Annotated in this window: 17 protein-coding genes; 13 read left to right on the top strand and 4 right to left on the bottom strand. The window is 43.8% G+C overall.

Features of this window, described 5'->3' with window-relative positions; all coding sequences use genetic code 11:
• Window positions 1–6: 6 nt before the first annotated feature.
• Window positions 7–522: a superoxide dismutase family protein gene (locus tag UQW94_RS04380; RefSeq protein WP_322142026.1), complete on the bottom strand. Its 516-nt coding sequence runs from the start codon at window positions 520–522 to the stop codon at window positions 7–9.
• A 541-nt stretch (window positions 523–1,063) separates the two neighbouring features.
• Between UQW94_RS04380 and UQW94_RS04375 the strand changes: the two genes are divergently transcribed.
• From UQW94_RS04375 to UQW94_RS04325, 11 genes are all read left to right on the top strand, one after another.
• Window positions 1,064–2,473, top strand: coding sequence for an aminotransferase class V-fold PLP-dependent enzyme (locus tag UQW94_RS04375; protein WP_005375092.1), 1,410 nt, complete (start codon window positions 1,064–1,066; stop codon window positions 2,471–2,473).
• A gap of 62 nt (window positions 2,474–2,535) precedes the next feature.
• Window positions 2,536–3,468: a transporter substrate-binding domain-containing protein gene (locus UQW94_RS04370; protein ID WP_005375093.1), complete on the top strand. Its 933-nt coding sequence runs from the start codon at window positions 2,536–2,538 to the stop codon at window positions 3,466–3,468.
• Window positions 3,465–5,795 carry a putative bifunctional diguanylate cyclase/phosphodiesterase gene (locus UQW94_RS04365; protein ID WP_053307924.1) on the top strand — a complete coding sequence of 777 codons (2,331 nt, stop codon included), beginning with the start codon at window positions 3,465–3,467 and terminating at the stop codon, window positions 5,793–5,795. The genes UQW94_RS04370 and UQW94_RS04365 overlap by 4 nt, the downstream gene beginning before the upstream one ends.
• A gap of 212 nt (window positions 5,796–6,007) precedes the next feature.
• The gene (locus UQW94_RS04360; protein ID WP_005375095.1) at window positions 6,008–7,201 is read left to right on the top strand and encodes a glycine C-acetyltransferase; all 1,194 of its coding nucleotides are present in this window, start codon (window positions 6,008–6,010) and stop codon (window positions 7,199–7,201) included.
• 44 nt (window positions 7,202–7,245) lie between these two features.
• On the top strand, window positions 7,246–8,277 hold the full coding sequence (gene tdh, locus UQW94_RS04355; protein ID WP_005383983.1) for an L-threonine 3-dehydrogenase: 1,032 nt from the start codon (window positions 7,246–7,248) through the stop codon (window positions 8,275–8,277).
• A 390-nt stretch (window positions 8,278–8,667) separates the two neighbouring features.
• Entirely contained in the window at window positions 8,668–9,213 is a 546-nt protein-coding gene (locus UQW94_RS04350) for a spore coat U domain-containing protein (RefSeq protein ID WP_005375099.1), read from the top strand.
• Between the two features lie 39 nt (window positions 9,214–9,252).
• Complete coding sequence (locus UQW94_RS04345) at window positions 9,253–9,750, top strand: spore coat U domain-containing protein (protein WP_044129605.1); 498 nt, start codon at window positions 9,253–9,255, stop codon at window positions 9,748–9,750.
• Window positions 9,751–9,770: 20 nt separating this feature from the next.
• A complete protein-coding gene (locus UQW94_RS04340) occupies window positions 9,771–10,526 on the top strand; it encodes a molecular chaperone (protein WP_025768578.1) in 756 nt (251 codons plus the stop codon).
• The gene (locus tag UQW94_RS04335) at window positions 10,526–12,952 is read left to right on the top strand and encodes a fimbria/pilus outer membrane usher protein (RefSeq protein WP_411912990.1); all 2,427 of its coding nucleotides are present in this window, start codon (window positions 10,526–10,528) and stop codon (window positions 12,950–12,952) included. Before UQW94_RS04340 ends, UQW94_RS04335 begins: the two co-directional genes overlap by 1 nt.
• Window positions 12,949–13,917, top strand: a complete 969-nt coding sequence (locus UQW94_RS04330; protein ID WP_318118696.1) for a spore coat protein U domain-containing protein — start codon at window positions 12,949–12,951, stop codon at window positions 13,915–13,917. Before UQW94_RS04335 ends, UQW94_RS04330 begins: the two co-directional genes overlap by 4 nt.
• 141 nt (window positions 13,918–14,058) lie before the next feature.
• Window positions 14,059–14,778 carry a carbonic anhydrase gene (locus UQW94_RS04325; protein ID WP_322142025.1) on the top strand — a complete coding sequence of 240 codons (720 nt, stop codon included), beginning with the start codon at window positions 14,059–14,061 and terminating at the stop codon, window positions 14,776–14,778.
• Between the two features lie 72 nt (window positions 14,779–14,850).
• On the opposite strand, the gene UQW94_RS04320 is transcribed toward UQW94_RS04325, so the two are convergent.
• A complete protein-coding gene (locus UQW94_RS04320; protein WP_065275477.1) occupies window positions 14,851–15,954 on the bottom strand; it encodes a mechanosensitive ion channel family protein in 1,104 nt (367 codons plus the stop codon).
• Window positions 15,955–16,255: 301 nt separating this feature from the next.
• On the opposite strand from UQW94_RS04320, the gene UQW94_RS04315 reads away from it, so the two are divergent.
• Window positions 16,256–16,603 carry a helix-turn-helix domain-containing protein gene (locus tag UQW94_RS04315; RefSeq protein WP_005375109.1) on the top strand — a complete coding sequence of 116 codons (348 nt, stop codon included), beginning with the start codon at window positions 16,256–16,258 and terminating at the stop codon, window positions 16,601–16,603.
• Between the two features lie 184 nt (window positions 16,604–16,787).
• Window positions 16,788–17,222, top strand: coding sequence for an IS200/IS605 family transposase (gene tnpA, locus UQW94_RS04310; RefSeq protein ID WP_017633711.1), 435 nt, complete (start codon window positions 16,788–16,790; stop codon window positions 17,220–17,222).
• Window positions 17,223–17,307: 85 nt separating this feature from the next.
• Here the strand turns inward: tnpA and lldD are convergent, their stop codons facing one another.
• A complete protein-coding gene (gene lldD / locus UQW94_RS04305; protein ID WP_005383962.1) occupies window positions 17,308–18,447 on the bottom strand; it encodes an FMN-dependent L-lactate dehydrogenase LldD in 1,140 nt (379 codons plus the stop codon).
• A gap of 315 nt (window positions 18,448–18,762) precedes the next feature.
• Window positions 18,763–20,454 carry an L-lactate permease gene (locus UQW94_RS04300; RefSeq protein ID WP_005375111.1) on the bottom strand — a complete coding sequence of 564 codons (1,692 nt, stop codon included), beginning with the start codon at window positions 20,452–20,454 and terminating at the stop codon, window positions 18,763–18,765.
• Window positions 20,455–20,614 lie beyond the last annotated feature (160 nt).

Raw genomic sequence — 20,614 nt, 5'->3', positions numbered from 1 at the left:
TAATGTTTATTCAATAACACCACATACGACGCGAGCGCCGCCACCACCTAGCTTACTTGGGTGATCGGAGTGATTGTCACCGCCTGCATGGATCATTAACGCTCGACCTTTTAAATCTGATAATTTTAGGCGAGGAGCGACAACGGGCTGATTGGCATTGCCGTCCATGTCCACATAGAGTGGAGGCAAGTCGCCTAAATGATTGTCATCGGTCCAAGGATAGCCATGCTTCCCTGTGTTGTTAGGATCATAATGGCCACCTGCTGCGCCGCCTAATACGGTTTTGTCATCCTTTTCTATGCTATCGCAAGATGGATTAGTGTGAACATGGAAACCGTGCACACCTGCTGACAAACCTGATAATTGAGGCGTAAAAACAACGCCATAATCACTTTGTGAAATCTCAATGGTACCAGCGCTCTCATTGGTGTTGAGAGCAGTCATTTCTACCGTTTTTGCTAGCGCGTTAGGGGCGGCGACAAGAGCGGGTGCAACTGAAATGCATAGCAATCCTTTTAACATGGGACCTCCTTCTTTTAGGGTGTACGCTCAAGCACATATTAGTGAAAACCTGTTTTACTTATGTCTGTTGAGCGGTGAGTTTATGTCATAGAGTGATGTGTATCACTTTATGGTCTTAAACTGATATCTCGGCCCGAAATCAGCTTTCTTTTATTTAGTCTTAACATGTTGAGATCGTTAAGATATAAAAAGAATAGACGCCAATCTTAAAATAGCCTGAATATTTTTAAATTAACGCAAAGTTAAATTTTTAATGACTTTATAACAAAGCTCATAATTGTTTTATAAAGAATTTGGTGGAATTGTCCGCAATAAAGAATAATCAAATTAACGAATATATTAATGTGAACATTGTTGTTTATAGATTTGTGGTCAAACTGTTGCTTATATCATCAAATAAGATAAAAAATTGGAACTAAAGTCACTTAATGGCAGAGGAAAAAATTAAACTCTGATTGTAATGGGTAATAATGTTTTAGTAACAGATAGTTACGCACTTAAAATTAATAATATGGCTAATTTCCGACAAGGATTGAAAAAGATGAAAGACAAGGAATCTATTCAGACTAATAGCAGCCGCCGTAATTTTCTGAAAGGCGCAACAGGAGCTGTTGTTGCTGGTGTGAGTGCTTCCGCTTTCTCAGGCGTAGCTCAAGCACGAGAACAGAAAATTGATTGGAGCAGCCGCGGGCTAGGTAGGAAACACGATAAGCGCTTCTGGCGTAAAGTGCGAAGACAGTTCGTTTTGGACAAACGAACCACTTACATGAACATTGGTACAACAGGTTCAATGCCAAAACATGTTCTTGAAGATTACGAGCATAACAACAAGCTGGTGGCTAAATATCCTTGGGACATGAAAGGCAAATTTGGCTCTTGGCCGTATGTTTCTGAGATGGTTAAAGACGTCGCACCAGGTTTTGGTGCTAACCCAGAAGAGATCATTCTCAGCCGCAACACTACTGATGGCTTATGCTCGATCATTAATGGCTTACACTTTGAACCAGGTGATGTGATTCTAACGACACACCATGAACATATTGCTGCAACATCACCTATGAACGTAGCGAAACATCGTTTTGGTGTGGATGTGGTAGAAATTCAACTACCAGTATTTACTGGTACCGAAAACGTTTCTGAGCAAGATTACATTCAAGCGTTCCGAGACGCGCTTGATGCGAATCAAAACGTTCGCCTAATTGTTTTCTCTCATATCACATACAAAACAGGAACCGCGCTACCAGCAAAAGCCATTTGTGCTTTAGCAAAAGAGTATGGTGTGCCTACTCTTGTTGATGGCGCGCATACGGTCGGTATGTTTGACCTTGATTTCCACGATATGGATTGTGATTTCTATGCAGGATCTGGTCATAAGTGGCAGTGTGGTCCGGGCGCGACGGGTATTCTGTATGTTCGTGATAACGGTAACCGTTTGAATGAGTATTGGAGTGACCGAGAGAACCCGTTATGGTTGATCAACTCCTCACTTTCTCATGCTGATTACCTGGGTAAACAGCTGCAAATGCAATACATTGGTAACGATAACTATCCTGCGAAACAAGCACTAGTTGATAGTTGCAAAATGTGGGATGAGATTGGTCGAGACCGTATCGAAGAGCGAGTTGTAAGCCTTGGTAGTTTATGTAAAACCTTGCTTCAAGAGTACTTACCACAAGCCAAAATGTATTCACCAAACGTGGAAGGCTTAACCAGTGGCTTAACGACGGTTAACCCGTTCTCCGATGTAACTAATGAAGAGATACTGACGGAATTCCGAGATCGTTTACGTGAAGAATATGGTTACATCATCCGTACGACTAGCTTTAAGCTGCATAAGGATGATGACTTTGATACTTACGCGCTGCGTATCTCTACGCATTTGTTCCATGACGAACAAGATGTGGAAGGGCTCGTAGTGGCGATGACGAATTTGTATTACTCGTCGTTCTAACATCGTTGTTTATCACTCAAGCGCCCATTATTGGGCGCTTTGTGAAAGGTAAGGATATTATTATGTCAGTCATAACATTCAAAAGAACTTTAGCGACGGTGGCGCTCATGGTTACCTCTGTTGCGTCGTCTGCCGCTTGGTCAGACGATTTACAACAAATCCGTGAACGCGGTGTACTGCGTCACATTGGTGTCCCGTACGCTAACTTTGTCTCCTATATTGAACAAGGTGAAGTGGAAACTTTGACTGGCTTGGATGTAGAGATAATAAAAGGTTTTGCCAAGTCGTTAGGTGTTCAGTACCAGTATGTTCCAGCACAGTGGAGCGACGTGGTTGGTAAGTTGACAGGGCAAAATGTGCAATATCACAACAAGCAGGCTGTTGTCGGAGAAAGTGTTCCAATTGAAGGCGATTTGATCGCAAATGGCGTTACTATTCTTGATTGGCGCTCTGAGGTTGTCGATTTTTCACAAGATTATTTTCCTTCAGGTGTATGGTTGGTTTCCAGATCCGACTCTAGTCTGAGCCCGATTAAACCAAGTGGGTCGGTCGATGAAGATGTTAAAAACGTCAAGCAGCTGATCGATGGTCGCGAAGTGTTAGCTTTAGAACATTCTTGCTTGGATCCTAACCTTTATGACTTATATGACACAGGTGCAAAAGTTATATTACCTGATGGGGCGCGTCTCCTTAATGAGATGGTTCCAGCGATAATGAAAAATGATGCGGAAAGCACATTATTAGATGTTGCGGATACGCTAATTGCCCTCGAAAAATGGCCGGGTGAAATAAAAGTCATTGGCCCTATATCTGAAAATCAAAAAATGGCTGTTGCATTCCGTAAAAATTCCCCTGAATTACGCAAAGCATTTGATCGTTATTTAGACTCGATAAAAAAAGACGGTTCATACGAAAAACTAGTAAAAAAATACTATCCATCTATTTACTACTTTTATAACGATTACTTTATAGAAGATAAAAAGAAAGTCCGATGAATAAGGCCGTTAAAAAATTTTCCAGTAAAAGATTTATTACAATAAGCGCAATATTAGTTTCAATTTACTTAGCTATGCTTATTACTGTGACTAGCGTAGGTCAAAATAAATTAAAAGAATCTCAATACAGAGAACTAGATTTAAAAGTAAAAAGTTATGCAAGCACACTCGATAATTTATTTACCATAGCGAGTGAAGATGTTGATAATTTAGCTACAGATAAAACAATACAAACATTCTTTGGTAATTTAGCTTCTGGCATGTCAATGGAGTATGGGTTAGGTGCAAGTTTAATTAATTTAAAGCGTCGCTTCGATGAGAAGATAGACAGTAAGCTAATTAATAGCAGCCAAATCTATAAGAAGCTCACGCTGGTAGGCAGTGATGGAGTCACCATTGTCACCACTGGATCTGAAAACCTTGCCGAGCACAAAATGGACATACAAACCTTAATGACTCAACACGGGCATCCCGAAGAGGTTTGTGCGACGCGATACAATGATGACGTTCGCATTCAAGTCATTAAGCAAGTTAAGTTCTCCGGAAAGCCTGTTGCCTTTTTAATTGCCGATCTTAATAAGAATATTGTTATTGACCAACTTACTAACCAAGAACACGAAGATAGTTATAGCCGAATGGTGCTAAAAATAAAAGACGTGGAAATGGTTGTATGGGATACCATAAATAAAACACCTTCTCACAATAAGGATGAGAACTATTTCGTTTCTGAGGCTATAGACGGAAAAATTTACTTTGAAGTGCCTGTGGATAAACATCACTTCAAATTGATGGCGTGGTTCGAGCCTTTGAGTGAACGAGATATATTTACATCACGGCTCTTTATTATTGGTTTGAGTATTCTCGCCGTTATGATCGTCATTGCTTTATGTTATGCATTCATCACGAACAATAATAGGATTGAATTGAAAATTAAGCTTGAGGAAGAAAAAAAGCGTAAAGATATTCTTTCTAAACAGAATAAAAAATTAACGAACGAAATTGAACGTCGAAAAGCGTCTGAAAAAGAACTCGCCTTCCAAGCTAAATATGACACATTAACCAATTTACCTAATCGTAGTTATGGTTCCGAGCGATTGGCTTTGGAGTTAATTAGGGCATCGCGTAGTGGGTCTAAAGTTTTGGTGATGTTCATCGACTTAGACCACTTTAAGCAGATTAACGATTCAATGGGACACTTTGTTGGGGATGAAATCCTTAAACTCAGTGCTCAGCGACTGTATCAAGTCGCAAGAAAAACAGACTTATTGGCGAGAATTGGTGGGGATGAGTTTTTACTCGTCATCCCAGACTTGCCTGATAATGATACTGCAAAGCGAGTTGCTTCAAGTGTGCTTTCGGCGTTTAACGATCCGTTTGTTTGGAACAACCATGAATTCTTCTTGAGTAGCAGTGTTGGAATGTCTGTGTTCCCGGATGACGGAGACAACGCTGAGCAGCTCCTTGCATGTGCTGATATGGCAATGTATCGGGCGAAACAAGATGGGCGTGATGGCTTTTGTTTTTATAACCATAATATGAACCAAGATTTGCAACGCTATTTGGATCTGGAAAATCGTCTGAGAAGTGCGATCTCCAATCAGTTATTAGAGCTGTATTATCAGCCAATTATTGAGCTGAGTAGTGGTAAAATCGTAGGTGCAGAAGCGCTAATGCGTTGGAATGATGACAAGTACGGATTTGTAAACCCTGAAGAGTTTATCTCTATTGCAGAGAAAAATGGTTTAATTCATCAAATTGGTGAGTTTGCTATTCAACAAGCGTGTCGACAAGCGGCACAATGGCAAAGTCTGACTCCGTTGTTTGTTTCTGTAAACTTTTCTAGTGTTCAATTTAGGTACTGCGAGCGCTTACTTACGTTTATTAAACACAGCCTTGAGGAGTCTGGTCTTCCGTCAAATAAGTTCGATATTGAAGTGACAGAAAGTCTCCTCTTCAATCACGATTCTGAGCTATTAGACATGCTTAATAACTTACGAGCGTTAGGCACCAAACTTACTATTGATGATTTTGGTACTGGTTATTCTGCGCTGAGTTACTTGCAGAAGTTTCCGTTCGACCGCTTAAAAATTGATCGTAGCTTTATGCAAAATATGTTCGAGAACGACTCAGACCGCGAGCTTGTGAACGTAATCATAGCAATGGCAAAAGCGCTGGATCTTAAGATCGTCGCAGAAGGCATCGAAGAACAGCGTCATGTGGATTACCTGAAAAACCTAAACTGTGAGTTCGGACAAGGTTTCCACTATAGCCGACCATTACCTGCTAAGGACTTTGAAGCACTTTTGGCTAAGCCTACCTGGCTATAATTCCTTTTATAACAACCTCATAGAAAAGCATTAATTGAATTTGTGTCTAGGATTCATTAATGCTTTTCCACCTTAAGGTATAATCCTTCCTCCTTCCTTGAATTACACTACAATTAATTGATGAGTGATAGCCCGTGACGCCCGTCACATAAAGGCTAAGCCTAATTCTAAACGAGTAAATACTCGCCAAAATAACTAGGAAGGAATTTCAAATGTCTTCTGCATTCTACCAACAGATTCAGCAGCAAATCGAAGAAGTAAAGGCGGAAGGCCTTTACAAATCAGAGCGTGTCATTACGTCTCAACAGCAAGCGGCTGTTAAAATCTCTACTGGTGAAGAAGTACTAAACTTCTGTGCGAACAACTACCTTGGTCTTGCTAACCACCCGGCACTTATCGAAGCGGGTAAAGCAGGCATGGACGAGCACGGTTTTGGTATGGCTTCAGTACGTTTCATCTGTGGTACTCAAGACATCCACAAAGAGCTTGAGCAGAAGCTTTCTAAGTTCCTAGGTAAAGAAGACACGATTCTTTACACATCATGTTTCGATGCAAACGCGGGCCTATTTGAAACGATTCTAGGTAAAGAAGACGCAATCATCTCTGACGCACTAAACCACGCTTCAATCATCGATGGTGTTCGTCTATGTAAAGCAATGCGTTTCCGCTACTCAAACAACAACATGGAAGAGCTAGAGCAACAATTGATCGCTGCGAAAGAAGCAGGTGCTCGCCACATTCTTATCGTAACGGACGGCGTGTTCTCAATGGACGGCGTAGTAGCAAACCTACCAGCTATCTGTGACCTAGCAGAGAAGTACGGCGCATTGACTATGGTTGACGACTCTCACGCTGTTGGCTTCATGGGCAAAACAGGTGCAGGTACGCACGAGCACCACAACGTAGTTGACCGTATCGACATCATCACTGGTACGCTAGGCAAAGCAATGGGCGGCGCTTCAGGCGGTTACACATCTGGTAAAGCGGAAGTGATTGACTGGCTACGTCAGCGTTCTCGTCCATACCTATTCTCTAACTCTGTTGCACCAGCAATCGTAAGCGCTTCTATCCGCGTTCTAGACCTACTAGAAGAGAGCGGTGACCTACGTGACCGTCTATGGGAAAACGCAGCACACTTCCGTACTCGTATGGAAGACGCAGGCTTCACAATGGGTGGTGCTGACCACGCAATCATTCCGATCATGCTTGGTGACGCAAAAGTAGCAGCAGAATTTGCAGAGCGTGCGCTGGAGAAAGGCATCTACGTAATCGGCTTCTCATTCCCTGTAGTACCAAAAGGTCAAGCACGTATCCGTACTCAAATGTCTGCGGCGCACTCTCGCGAGCAACTAGACCGTGCAATCGACGCGTTCATCCAAGTTGGTAAGGACATGGGTCTTATTTAAGATTCTAGGCCTTAGACAATAGGGCCTTTAATTAAGGTTACATTATGAAAATTAAAGCATTATCAAAGCTAAAGCCTGAAGAAGGCATCTGGATGACTGAGGTTGATAAACCTGAAGTCGGCCATAACGATATTCTGATCAAAATTAAGAAAACCGCTATCTGTGGTACAGACGTACACATCTATAACTGGGACGAATGGTCACAAAAAACCATTCCAGTGCCTATGGTTGTCGGTCACGAATACGTGGGTGAAGTGGTTGCGATTGGTCAGGAAGTTCGTGGCTTTGAAATCGGTGACCGCGTATCTGGCGAAGGTCACATCACGTGTGGTCATTGTCGTAACTGTCGTGGCGGCCGTACTCACCTATGTCGTAACACGATTGGTGTGGGCGTTAACCGCGAAGGTGCATTCGCAGAATACCTAGTGATCCCAGCGTTCAACGCGTTCAAGATCCCTGAAGGCATCTCTGACGATCTAGCGTCTATCTTTGACCCGTTTGGTAACGCAGTACACACAGCACTTTCTTTCGACCTAGTAGGCGAAGACGTGCTTATCACAGGTGCTGGCCCAATCGGTATCATGGCAGCGGCAGTAGCAAAGCACGTTGGTGCTCGTCACGTAGTGATCACAGACGTGAACGAATACCGTCTAGAACTTGCTCGTAAGATGGGTGTAACACGCGCAGTAAACGTGGCTGAAGAGAAGCTTGAAGATGTAATGGCTGAGCTAGGCATGACAGAAGGCTTCGACGTTGGTCTAGAAATGTCTGGTAACCCAGCAGCATTCAACTCAATGCTAACCACAATGAACCACGGTGGTCGCATTGCACTACTCGGTATTCCACCATCAGACATGGGTATCGACTGGAACCAAGTTATCTTCAAAGGCTTGGTGATCAAAGGTATCTACGGTCGCGAAATGTTCGAAACTTGGTACAAGATGGCTTCACTGATCCAATCTGGTCTGGATCTATCGCCAATCATCACGCACCACTACAAGATTGACGATTTCCAAGAAGGCTTCGACGTAATGCGCAGCGGCATGTCAGGCAAGGTTATTCTTGATTGGGAATAACTTATTCAAGTAAGAAATGCGCTCCTTTTTGGAGCGCATTTTTGTTTCATGAAGATTTTTGTTTCGGGAAGAAATGGTCGCCAATCTTTTCTAAACTTCTCGTATCGTTCTGCTACTTTTTTTTAGATTTTTTCCACTCAACTTCGCCCTACCTTCTAACTCATTGTCGATTCTGTATTTGGAATAAGATAATAACCATTTGTTTTTAGTGGTTATTATTTAGTATTACATGCTTAAAAATCGTCATTTTTAAGTTTAATGTTTTTATTTGCTGTTCGTCTTTATCCTTATCCTGCTTCTTTTTATTGTTTTACATTTTATATGCATTTGGTTTGTCATAATTGAGCTATAACTAATAAAAAGGTTACCGATATACAGTGGAATGTAAAAATGGAGCTTTATATGAAAAGATTTTATCTGATGATGCCTCTGCTCTTAACCTCATTTAGTTGGCAAGCGAGTGGAGCGTCAGTGAGCGGTACGATTGATGTTTCAATTAACCTTGTACAAGGTTGTGTGATTAATGGAAATAATGCGGTAGATGCAGCTTCTGGCGTTGGCTTTGGCTCACTCGCCTTTGGAGACGTGCCTGCAATCTTCAGTGAACAAGATGGTGTGGTAAATGGTGGTAGTGCGACGGGTATTGAAGTGCTTTGTAGTAATGGTGTGACACCGACGTTTACATTGGGCACCGGATTGTATGATGCAAGTGCGACCGTTGGTACCTACGCGATGTCAAATGGCGCGCAATTTATTGATTATACGTTGTTTACCGACTCAGACCGAAGCACACAAATTATACAAGGTGGGACGGTAGCTCTGTCTGAATTTACTAGTGCAACATCGCAAACTATTGAGCTTTTTGCGAAAGCTTACGGTACGAGCAGCATTGCCGGTACATACTCCGATACCATCAGTGTGACGCTAAGCTGGTAAAACGTGACGCTGGTTGTTAGGAGCTTTTCACTTGTCGCGATGAGTTTGTGTTCTTTAACTGTGCTGGCTGATGCGACACAAACTTTTCAGGTGTCTGCCATCGTAGATACAGGTTGTTTGATTAACGGCTCAGTACAAGAAGAAAGCCCAACCCAAGCCGGGCAAATAGGTACGTTAGATTTTGGTGAGCATTCTTCAGTTTACGCGACGGAAGTACAAGGCAGCATCACTTACAGTTCATCACTCACATTAAGTTGTACTCCGGGTATTACGATGAATGTTTCCGTAAATGGCGGGATGAATGCATCGGATGGTGTACGTAAGCTAAAGCACAGTGAAGAAGCGACAACGGTAGATTACTTTTTGTTCCAGGATCTAAATTACACGCAGGTGCTTGATATTGACACGCAATATTCCGTCGATACTGACCAAGACCCAGATAATATTCAGTTTCCTATCTGGGCAAAGGCGACAATAAATGGGAATGAAATGGCTGGAATTTATATGGATACGCTTACGCTGACATTAGAGTGGTAAGTGAACTTTGGAGGGGTGAAATGGAATTCATACTCAAAAAACTATTATTAATAACCTTCCTTTTTGTTTTTTTCTCAAATGCCAACGCTAACTCATTATTAATTTGGCCGATTTACCCCAAAATATCAGAGGAGAGTAATGCAACATCACTTTGGATGGTAAATAAAGGCAGTGTTGATTCTTATTTACAGGTGAGAATTTTTAAGTGGGAACAAAACGAAGGAGAAGATAGTTATTCAAGTCAAAGCCAGTTAATTGCAACTCCTCCGTTTGTCAAAATTGAACCAGGTGAAAAGCAGTTAATCCGCATCATCAACCAAGATGAGGCCTCTGCGGGTAAGGAGTATGCATACCGAGTGATCATAGATGAATTACCGCCAACTCAAAACCCTCAAACAGAATTGACGGAAAATGAACTCGCTGTAAAAGTCCGAATGCGTTACTCGATACCTTTGTTTATTTACGGGAAAGGGCTGACTGATACTCAAAAACCAAACCGTGACAGTGAATTATGGGGTGATTTACAGGCACAGTTTATTAAGAAAAATAATCAGCGTTTTGTTCACATTAAAAATTCAGGAAAACACCATGTTCGCTTAGTGAATTTACAGTTGAATCTACCAAATAAAGATCCTGTCGTTATTTCCGATGGACTAGCTGGCTATATTCTTCCTGAACAGTATAAGGTTTGGTCTATTCCCCATAGTAATGTCAGACCCTTGAGTTTGAGCGCGAATATTGGAGGTAAACGTTACCAAATACCATTGAAGCAATAATGAATAGATTTAATACAATGAATGCTTTCTTTTGGTTGGTATTACTTAGCGTAACGTGGAGCAGTATTGGTCTCTGTGCAAATTCAGCAAACCACTTCTCTGAGCTACCGAGTCCTGAAAATTTCTCTTTAGAAAAGTTTGAGAATATTAGCCTCAATCTGGAGTTGGTGATCAATCAAAGAGCAACAGGGCTTGTTGCGAAAGTTGAGCGAGTTGGCGATCAGTTCTTTTTGCTCCGGGAGGACCTCATTTCAGTTGGGGTTACCGCCACGTCGTTGCCTGGAACCGAAGAGAGACTTGAGGTTACGTCTATCCCAGGTGTTAACGTGCGTTACTTGCAATCGTCATTGCAACTTGCAATTGACGTACCGCCTAATTGGTTACCGATGCAGAGCTTATCAGCGCAGGATATGGGGCGATTTTCCCCGGCTCAGTTTGGGCGTGGTGGCCTGCTTAACTACAACGTATTTGGTGTGTACGAGAACGAAAACCGACAAAAGGAGGTTTCTATAAATCATGAAGTCAGAGCCTTTTCTGAGTTTGGCGTTTTTTCTACTACCGGGATATTTAAATCTAACTTTCATCGCGATGTTCAGTCCCAGCAAAGCAGCCAGTACACTCGTTTTGATACGAGTTACGAGTACGTCAATCAAGAGAAGCGAATTCGTATGGAGGTAGGGGACTATATTGTTCGCCCTTTATCTTGGAGCCAACCAGTAAGACTGGCGGGTATTCAGTTGTCGCATGATTTCTCTATGCGTCCGGATGTCGTGACGACGCCGTTACCTGCATTTTACGGTGAGGTCACAGCGCCCACTACGTTAGATTTGTTTATCAATGGCTTTAAAACTGACTCAATGAATGTTGGGCCCGGTCCTTTCATTATTAACGATATTCCAATGCTCTCTGGTGCTGGGGAAGCAACGGTAATTGCAACGGATGCTCAAGGTAAGCAAACGGTCATGACCAGCCCATTTTTTCTCTCTTCCGATCTACTGAAGACCGGATTTACATCTTACAGTGCGAGTATTGGTGCGATCAGAGAAAATTTCGGTAATGCATCTAACGACTATGGAGACGGTGGCGTGGTTACCGCTCTGCGTCATGGCATGACTGATTGGTTAACATTAGAAGCTCAAGCCGAAGCAAAAGATGACCTGATCGTTGCGGGGCTGGGCTTTGTCACCAATGCTTTCAATTTAGGTACGGTGGATGCCTCGTTTCGCGTGAGTAATTTTCAGGATCAATCTACCTCATATGCGCTAGGTTATAGTTATCAGTCTCGGCGGTTTAGCTTCGCTGCTCGAACTCAAGTAGAACAAGCCGACTTTTATACCTTATCTCATTTACCAAATTACGAAATGCTCGATGACGGCAAGGACGCTTCACTCGCGTCGCGCCATCTATCACAAATCAATATGGGAGTCCGTTTGGGAGATTGGGGCTCACTTTCTGGTGGGTACTTTGATATTCAACAATCCGACTCAGATTCACGTACCCTAAATCTTACTTATAGCTACGCTCTGCCTTTTAATATCAATATGTCCCTGTCTTACAACCATAGTATTGGTGGTCAGAGTGTTACGTTGGCGCAATTCTCTCTACCTTTCAGTTCTTTGGGGGGAAGTTCGGGGCTAACGCTGAAAAGAGAGGATGATGGCGATGTGCGAGGGCGAGTGGGTTACAGCCGCCTTGCGCCAATACGAGGTGGGTGGGGCGTCAATTTAGCGCATGATATTAACGAACACCCAGAAAACCGTAAACAGGCTGATTTGACCTACCGTGCGTCATGGGCGCAGTTCAGAGCGGGGTTAAATGGCACCAGTGGCGACTATGATTATTTTGCGGAAATGGCAGGTTCGGTCTCTACGTTGGATGGAGAAATATTCCCGGCGAATGAAGTGTATGACAGCTTCGCTGTGGTGAGCACCAGTGGTTTTGAAGGTATTCCGGTTAAATATGAAAATCAAATTGTCGGAGTGACAGACGATGAAGGTTACTTACTTGTTCCTTGGGCTACGGCGTATTACACCGCCAAATATGAAATCGATCCACTTAATTTACCTGCCAATGCTGCGTTTTCTGCAACAGAGCAGTTTGCTTCGATACATTCGGGCTACGGCTACCTGTTAGAGTTCCCAATAGAGCTACAAATTGCACTGAGCATGACGGTGGTAGACGAAAATCATTTGTTCCTTCCGATTGGTACATATGGCCGCTCAGAAACGGGCTTAACAAGCCAAATTGGTTGGGATGGTTTTACCTACTTTGAAGGTGTTGACCCAGGCCGCTACATTCAGTTTTATCCTCAAGGACAGCCGCCATGTAAAGTGTTTATTGAGGGGTTGTATCAGCGTGAGAGTCAAAAAATACAAACATTGCCTGAGCAGGTTTGTATCAAAGCCGAAGAAGAGACCGCACTATGATTTTGCGCCGCTGGCTTGCTAGCCTACTTTTCTTTTTCTCGTGCTCGACAATGGCTTGTCAGCTCACGGCGGCAACACCTTTAATCTTGTTTGGCAATGTTTCTTCGTTTACTGTTTCAAGCTCTCAGCAGCAAAGCTCAGCTCAGCCTCATGCGGGGATTACGTGTGACTTTTCTACACTTGTGTCTTTGTTAAGTGGCGACTACGTATCAGCAACGTTTAACAGCATAAATAATGGTTTGCTATTAAATGAGGATGATCCGAGTTCGGAGCTCAGCTATCAGATTTTTGGCGATCCAGGTCTTTCACAAGAGTATGTATTCGGCCAAACTTACAATTTTTTTGAAATCGGGTTACTCGATTTACTCGGGTTGTTTGGCACTCAAGCCGAGTTTCCGCTCTATGCTCGGACGGGAGTGGGTAGTAATCTTTCCGCTGGGACTTATAAAGACCAAATCACCGTATCCTGGATTTGGGATTACTGTAAGGGTATCGGGGTTCTAGGGGTATGCATTGGCCGCGCCAATGGCAGCGCTCAAAGCGTGATTACGGTTGAGTTGGAAGTGACCCCTGATTGTATGATCACGGCGCCAGATATTGATTTTGGTTCGTCCCCATTAGTGGCCGGTTTTGAGCCAGTCAGTCAGGTTATATCGTTAACTTGTACCAAGAATAGTTCCTTCTCCATTGGCTTGAATGACGGCCTAAATGCGTCCGGCGGTCAGCGGCGAATGATTTCTAGTGGTCACTATTTGGAGTATGAAATCTATAAGTCATCAACGATGGAGCGCTGGGGAGGAACCAGTTCTGAACGTCGTGAACACAGTGACGTCGATACTGGCGGCTCCATTCCGGATGGTATCACGCCACAGAATTATAATTATCGCGCGCAGATACTAACCAGCCAAACGACCCCTCCTGCAGGTACTTACACCGACTCAATAATCGTTGACGTTCAATTTTGAGCATCATGTCAATTACATCATTAGAGGCTTCTATTCCAAAAATCTTTTGTAATCATAGTTTTCACTCTGTCACTGCTTAATTTTGTGAGATTAGTATGGCTTTATTCTCACGGAATTTAACTTTCAGAAATAAGGAAAATGATGAAGAAGTCACTAACAACATTAGGTTTGGCACTGGTATTTACAGGAACAGCTTATGCAGCAAGCTGGGGCTACGAGGGAAACCATGGGCCAGCTCATTGGGGTGAGTTTGCATCTGAGTGCGCGAAAGGTCAAAACCAGAGCCCAATCAACATTGAATCGGCGACCGAAGCGAAGCTAGAAAAATTGAATTTCGACTACGAAGGTAAGGCAATTTCACTGCTGAACAACGGTCACACTTTACAGACTGGTTTAGAAGGTAAAAACACACTCACCATTGATGGTAAAGAGTTTATGTTGAAACAGTTCCACTTCCATACGCCATCTGAAAACCATGTGGATGGTAAAGAATACCCACTAGAAGTACACTTTGTGCATGCCGACAAAGTAGGTCATCTAGCTGTTGTCGCGGTGTTCTTTAAACTGGGTGACGCGAACCCAAATCTAGCTAAGATGCTAGCTAACATTCCAACTAAAGATCAAGATGTTACCATCAAGGTTCCATTTGATGCGGATGCCCTTATCCCAAGTGATAAAGACTACTACCGCTTTAACGGCTCACTAACGACACCACCATGCTCTGAAGGTGTGCGTTGGTTGGTGATGAAAGAAGCACAAACTATTTCTCCTGAGCAGATAAAATCTTTTTCGGAAGTAATGGGGAAAAACAATCGCCCAATCCAACCGCTGAATGCACGTATGGTGTTAACGCAACAATAACCACTTCATGCGAAGAAAAATAAAAAGCCCGCTTAAACACAGCGGGCTTGATTATTGGGGTATTGGTGAGAACTAGAAGCCGTGATCTTCTTGCTCTTCCGATTTTACCATTTGTATAGGGTCGAGCTTAAGCGTCTGAGTAGGAAACGCGATATCTGCATCGTGCTCTTTAATGATGTTGATTACCTTAAGCAGTATGTCCTGCTTAACCTCATGGTATCTCACCCAATTCACGGTTTTAGTAAAGGTATAGATAAAGAAGTGCAATGATGATGGACCGAATGTATCGAAATTAACGATAAGAGTTTGGCGTGCATCAATGTCTTTGTGATTTTTCAGCATTTCTTTTACCGCGGTGATAATTTGCGGCATTTTTTCAGCATCGTCGTAACGAAGTCCAATTTTTTCGTAGATACGTCGGTTCAGCATGCGAGATGGGTTTTCTACGACAATGCTGCTAAACACTGAGTTTGGTACATACAGTGGACGCTTATCGAAAGTTCGGATAATGGTCATGCGCCAGCCAATGCGTTCTACTGTCCCCTCTATTTGTCGGTCTGGAGAACGGATCCAATCGCCAACTTTAAATGGACGATCGAAGTAGATCATAAGACCTCCAAAGAAGTTAGACAGCAAATCCTTCGCCGCTAAACCGACGATCAAACCACCAACACCACCGAAGGTAAGTAGGCCCGATAGTGACAGACCAAATGCCTGCATTACGGTTAGAATTCCGACGGTAATAAAGAACAGGCGCGCGACCTTAGCTATCGCTTGTACTGTTGTTTCATCTCGGTTCTTTTGTTCGAGAACATGCTCTTCAACATTGGTAATGAGCCGCATAACGGTCCATACGAAGATGCTGATGATTAAAATCAGTTTCAGCGTACTCAACCAGTTTATTTTATCGTTGAGCTCGCTCTCTAATATGATGCCGATAGAGACGGTTGCTGGCCAACACCAAATGAGTGTACTGACTGGTGCTTTTAGCGCATCAAGCAACATGTCATCCCAGTGGAAGGGCGTTTTCTCTACGAGCGCAGCGAGGCGAGAGCGGATCAGCCGCCAAGCTATCCAAGCTATAAAGCTAGCGAGCGTAATGAAAAGGACGCTCCCACTCCAATTTTGATGAGACGTTTCAATGTAGCTTTGTAATTCGGTAAACCACTGTGGCATATGTAACTTATTTCTAGTGAACCATGGAAGGAAAGGTAGCAGATATTACTCCTTCACCCCAGTGATTTCCTTTAAATCATTTACTTATGTCTAAACCGTCCGAGATGGACTTTTCCTTCCGATGACAAGAGAGTCACCTCAATGTTCTGTTGAGCGATCGCTTCATGCATGTTCAGAGGTACGCTACCAATGATTGAGGGTTGATATTTGGACGATCAATTATAACTTCTCTGACTTATCGCTAACATTTATCTTAAGTAAGTGTGAGAGTGTATTGGCTCTTGAATTAGCGGAGGCAGATATGGAATTTACAGAGCTGGATCGAAACGCGCTCTACGACATCTGGATGTCACAAAAAGCCAAAATGCACATCACTCAAATGGAAATGGCGAAGCGCCTTGGTTTGAGTCTACACGAGTTTTCTGGCTTGTTACGTGGTAATTCTCCACTGACGCTAGGTTTTGTAAAACAGCTATGCGAGCAGCTACATGTACGTCCTGGTCAGGTGATTCCGTCTTTGACGGAGCGTGATCTATCTGCATCTGGTACCGTTTATTTACAAAATCGTGTGACGGTGGATGGCGATATCAGTAACGTGTTTATCGACGGAAACCAAGTCGTGATCGAGTACGTTCACCAAGTTAGCTAGCTTGCTCGTCAAATTATCGGGTTGAAGAGCAATAAAAAACGAGCCACTGTTGGCTCGTTTTTTCGTTTTCAGCCCTAAACCACCTACTTCAGTAGGTGGTTATCATCCGTTTCGGCTTTGCCTGTAAAACTACTCATGCTAAATGCGTCTTTGATTTTTCCAGAAGTCAAAGAGGACAAATAACATGAGTAGATACAATCAAGCTTCCCACGTATTTTGGCGTTGTCAATACCATATAGTGTGGACGCCAAAGTATCGATTTAGGATCTTGAAGAACAATATAGGTAAAGAAGTTTATCGATGTATTTATGTTTACTGTAATCAACTTGGATGTGAAGTCGTAGAGCTAAACGTACAAGTTGACCACGTACATTTAGTTGTAAAGGTCCCACCAAAGCTTTCGATATCCAAGTTGATGGGGGTATTGAAAGGCAAAATAGCCTTAAAGCTATTTAGCAAGTTTCCTCACCTTAGGAAGAACAGGCTTTGGGGTAATCACTTTTGGCAAAGAGGCTATTTTGTCGATAGTGTTGGAATCAATGAAGAAATAATACGCCGATATGTAAGACATCAAGAGAAGCAAGAGCGAGTAGAGCAGCAGCAATTGGCGCTGGACTAAACAAAGGCCCCCTTTTAGGGGGCTCACACAAAGCCACCTTCTTTAGAAGGTGGTAATTTACTTCTGTTTTGCTCGATTGCAAAGATTATGGGATTTTCACTAGCGAATCGCGTGAAAGATCCGCGATAGACTTAGCGCCAGTCAGCGTCATTGCTACACGCATTTCTTTATCGTACAGATCCAGTAGGTTTTCAACGCCTGCTCCGCCTTGTGCTGCCAATGCGTACACAAATGAACGGCCAAGAAGCGTACAGTCTGCACCAAGTGCGAGCATACGAACGACATCAAGACCAGTACGAATACCAGAGTCTACGAAGATCTTAAGATCACCTTTTACCGCATCCGCAATGCTTGGTAGTGCTTTAGCACTTGAAAGTACGCCATCTAACTGACGGCCACCATGGTTAGATACCACAATGCCATCTGCGCCGAAACGTACCGCATCTTTCGCGTCTTCTTCATCCAGAATGCCTTTGATAACCATTGGACCATCCCAAAAATCACGAATCCACTCAAGATCTTTCCAGGAGATAGAAGGGTCGAAGTTTGCGCCTAACCAGCCGATGTAATCTTCTAGCTTTGTTGGTTCGCCACGATAAGTTGAGATGTTACCTAAGTCGTGCGGTTTACCAAGTAGACCCACATCCAGCGCCCAGCTTGGGTGGCGCATCGCCTGGAATACACGACGCATGGCTGCGTTAGGACCACTCATACCTGAGTGCATGTCACGGTAACGTGCGCCAGGAACTGGCATATCAACGGTAAACACCAGCGTTGTTACACCTGCTGCTTTTGCACGCTCAAGTACGTTTTTCATAAAGCCACGATCTTTCAGCACGTAAAGCTGGAACCACATTGGACGTTCAATTGCAGGTGCGACTTCTTCAATCGGACAAACCGAAACAGTCGACATAGTAAATGGGATGCCTTTTTTCTCGGCTGCTTTTGCTGCTTGCACCTCGCCTCGGCGCGCGTACATACCAGTTAGACCAACAGGAGCTAGCGCGATTGGCATTGCCAGTTTCTCACCGAAGATCTCGGTTTCGAGGCTCAAATCTGTCATATCGCGTAGGACGCGTTGGCGAAGAGCGACATCACCTAAATCGTCAGTATTACGCTTCAGCGTGCGTTCGTCGTAAGAGCCGCCATCAATATAATGGAATAGAAACGGGGGAAGCTTGGCTTTCGCGGCAGCGCGGTAGTCAGTAGAAGCTGAGATAATCATAATGGTGTCCTAGCGGTTATTCTAAGCAAAGTTGTGGAGCAATTTGCTCTTTCGTTGAGTCTTCATCGCAAAGCAGTGAAGACATCAAAATGAGTATAGTTACCTATGGTTCACTTACGTTTGAACCGGTGATGTTGGTAACCCATTTACATAATTGGTTGAAAAATTTTATTAAATCACTCAATCAGTTATGCAAACTGGAAAGGGTGACACAGCTGTCGGGGGAATTGATGTAGCAAGCTAAATCAACATGTCGGGGTAGTAGTGCAGACAGCTGTGTCAAATTAGGCAGGGTTGTAAACCCTGCGTTTCGCGTTACTTCATTAAGACATCTGTCATTTGGAAGCCATAAATCAGCACCAATCCAATAATGCCTGTCATTACAATGTAGTAGAACGTAGGGATAATCGTCTTACGCAATGTTGCGCCTTCTCGACCAAGCAAACCTACCGTGGCTGATGCGGCAACAACGTTGTGAATCGCAATCATGTTACCTGCAGCAGCACCGACGGCCTGGAGTGATACAACAATCACACTCGAAATAGACAACGTTTGTGCCACTTCGAATTGGAACTGGCTGAACATCATATTTGATACCGTGTTTGAGCCAGCGATGAACGCACCCAGTGCACCAACGGTGGCACTCAGCGCTGGGAACGCAGAACCAACAAGGTCAGAGGCGAAGTTTGCGGTTGTGACGGGCATACTTGCTAGGTCAGCACCGTTGATGCCTGAGTTGATAAAGATACGAACCATCGGAATGGTAAATACCAAGACAAAACCCGCCCCAATCAGTGTTTTGCTTGACTCGCCAAACGCTTCACGCAATGGCTTTACACTACCGCTTTGTAACATTGCAGCAAGTAGTGCGACAAACACCAGAATGCCACCAGGAAGGTATAACGGCTGAATCGCAGCGCTAACGCCAGTCTCACCAAGAATGTTGCTGAACGACAAACTTACGCTTTGTACAAAGCCTTTCAGCTCAGGGCTAACGCGGCTTGCGACGAGAATAACTGCCAGCATTACATATGGAACCCAAGCTTTTACGATGCTCATTGGCTTGCCCGGATTGTCGTTTAGATCGACTTTTAGCGAGCCTAACCACTCTGCAGGCCATTTGTCTTCGCTTTCGAAATCCCACTTAGTCTTTGGTACTAAGAAGCCTTTTTTCGCTGCGGTAACAACGATAGACAGACCAACCAAACCACCGATAAGTGAAGGAAACTCTGCGCCCAAGAATACGCCGGTTAACGCGTATGGAACGGTGAAAGAGACACCAGCGAATAGCGCAAATGGTAGAATATCCAGGCCTTCACTCCAGCTTCTGTTCTTGCCGAAGAAACGTGTTAACATCATCGCCATTAATACCGGGATCATCGTACCTACGACTGCGTGAATGACAGCAACGTGTGCTGTGATATCTTGCAGGTACATTTCCCACGTTGCACCTTGTGCGGCCAACGACTCACTGATGTTATGGGTGTCTAAACCTTTGTTTACACCTACGATGATAGGCGTGCCTACCGCGCCGAATGAAACAGGCGTAGACTGAATCATCATGCCCATTAGGACAGCGGCTAGCGCAGGGAAGCCGATTGCAACCAGCAGTGGTGCAGCGATTGCTGCCGGGGTACCGAACCCAGATGCGCCTTCAATGAACGAGCCAAAGCACCAAGCAATGATGATGGCTTGTACACGGCGGTCAGCCGAAATATCGGTAAATCCATTACGGATTGTGGTGATCGCTCCAGTGTGTTTTAAAGTGTTGAGCAAGAAGATGGCACCAAACACGATCCATAGAACAGAGACAGTAATGCCGAGTCCTTGGAATACGGAAGCCAGTACGCGATTGGCTGACATATCCCAAAACATAAGTGCGATAGCGACGGTTAGACCGAACGCAACAGGCATGGCTTTTTTAGCAGGCCAGTTGAGACCAACCAATAAGATGGCGGCAACAACAATTGGCGAAAATGCCACTAGGGCAAGTAGGGTTTCACTCATTTGTACATCCTTCGTACGCTGACTTCTCGAACGGTGTCAATCCGCTGTAGAGGTGACTTTTTGTTGTAATGGTTTTGTTAATTTGGCGTGAATTTACTCCTTTATTTTTTGTTGATATAGGGAAATAATGAAAATAATTAATTCCAAAAGTGACATAATG

The sequence above is a fragment of the Vibrio sp. PBL-C16 genome (assembly GCF_034321865.1).
GTDB lineage: Bacteria > Pseudomonadota > Gammaproteobacteria > Enterobacterales > Vibrionaceae > Vibrio > Vibrio alginolyticus.
The sequence above is the reverse complement of the archived record's forward strand: the minus strand, read 5'-3'. Positions and strand labels throughout refer to the sequence as shown.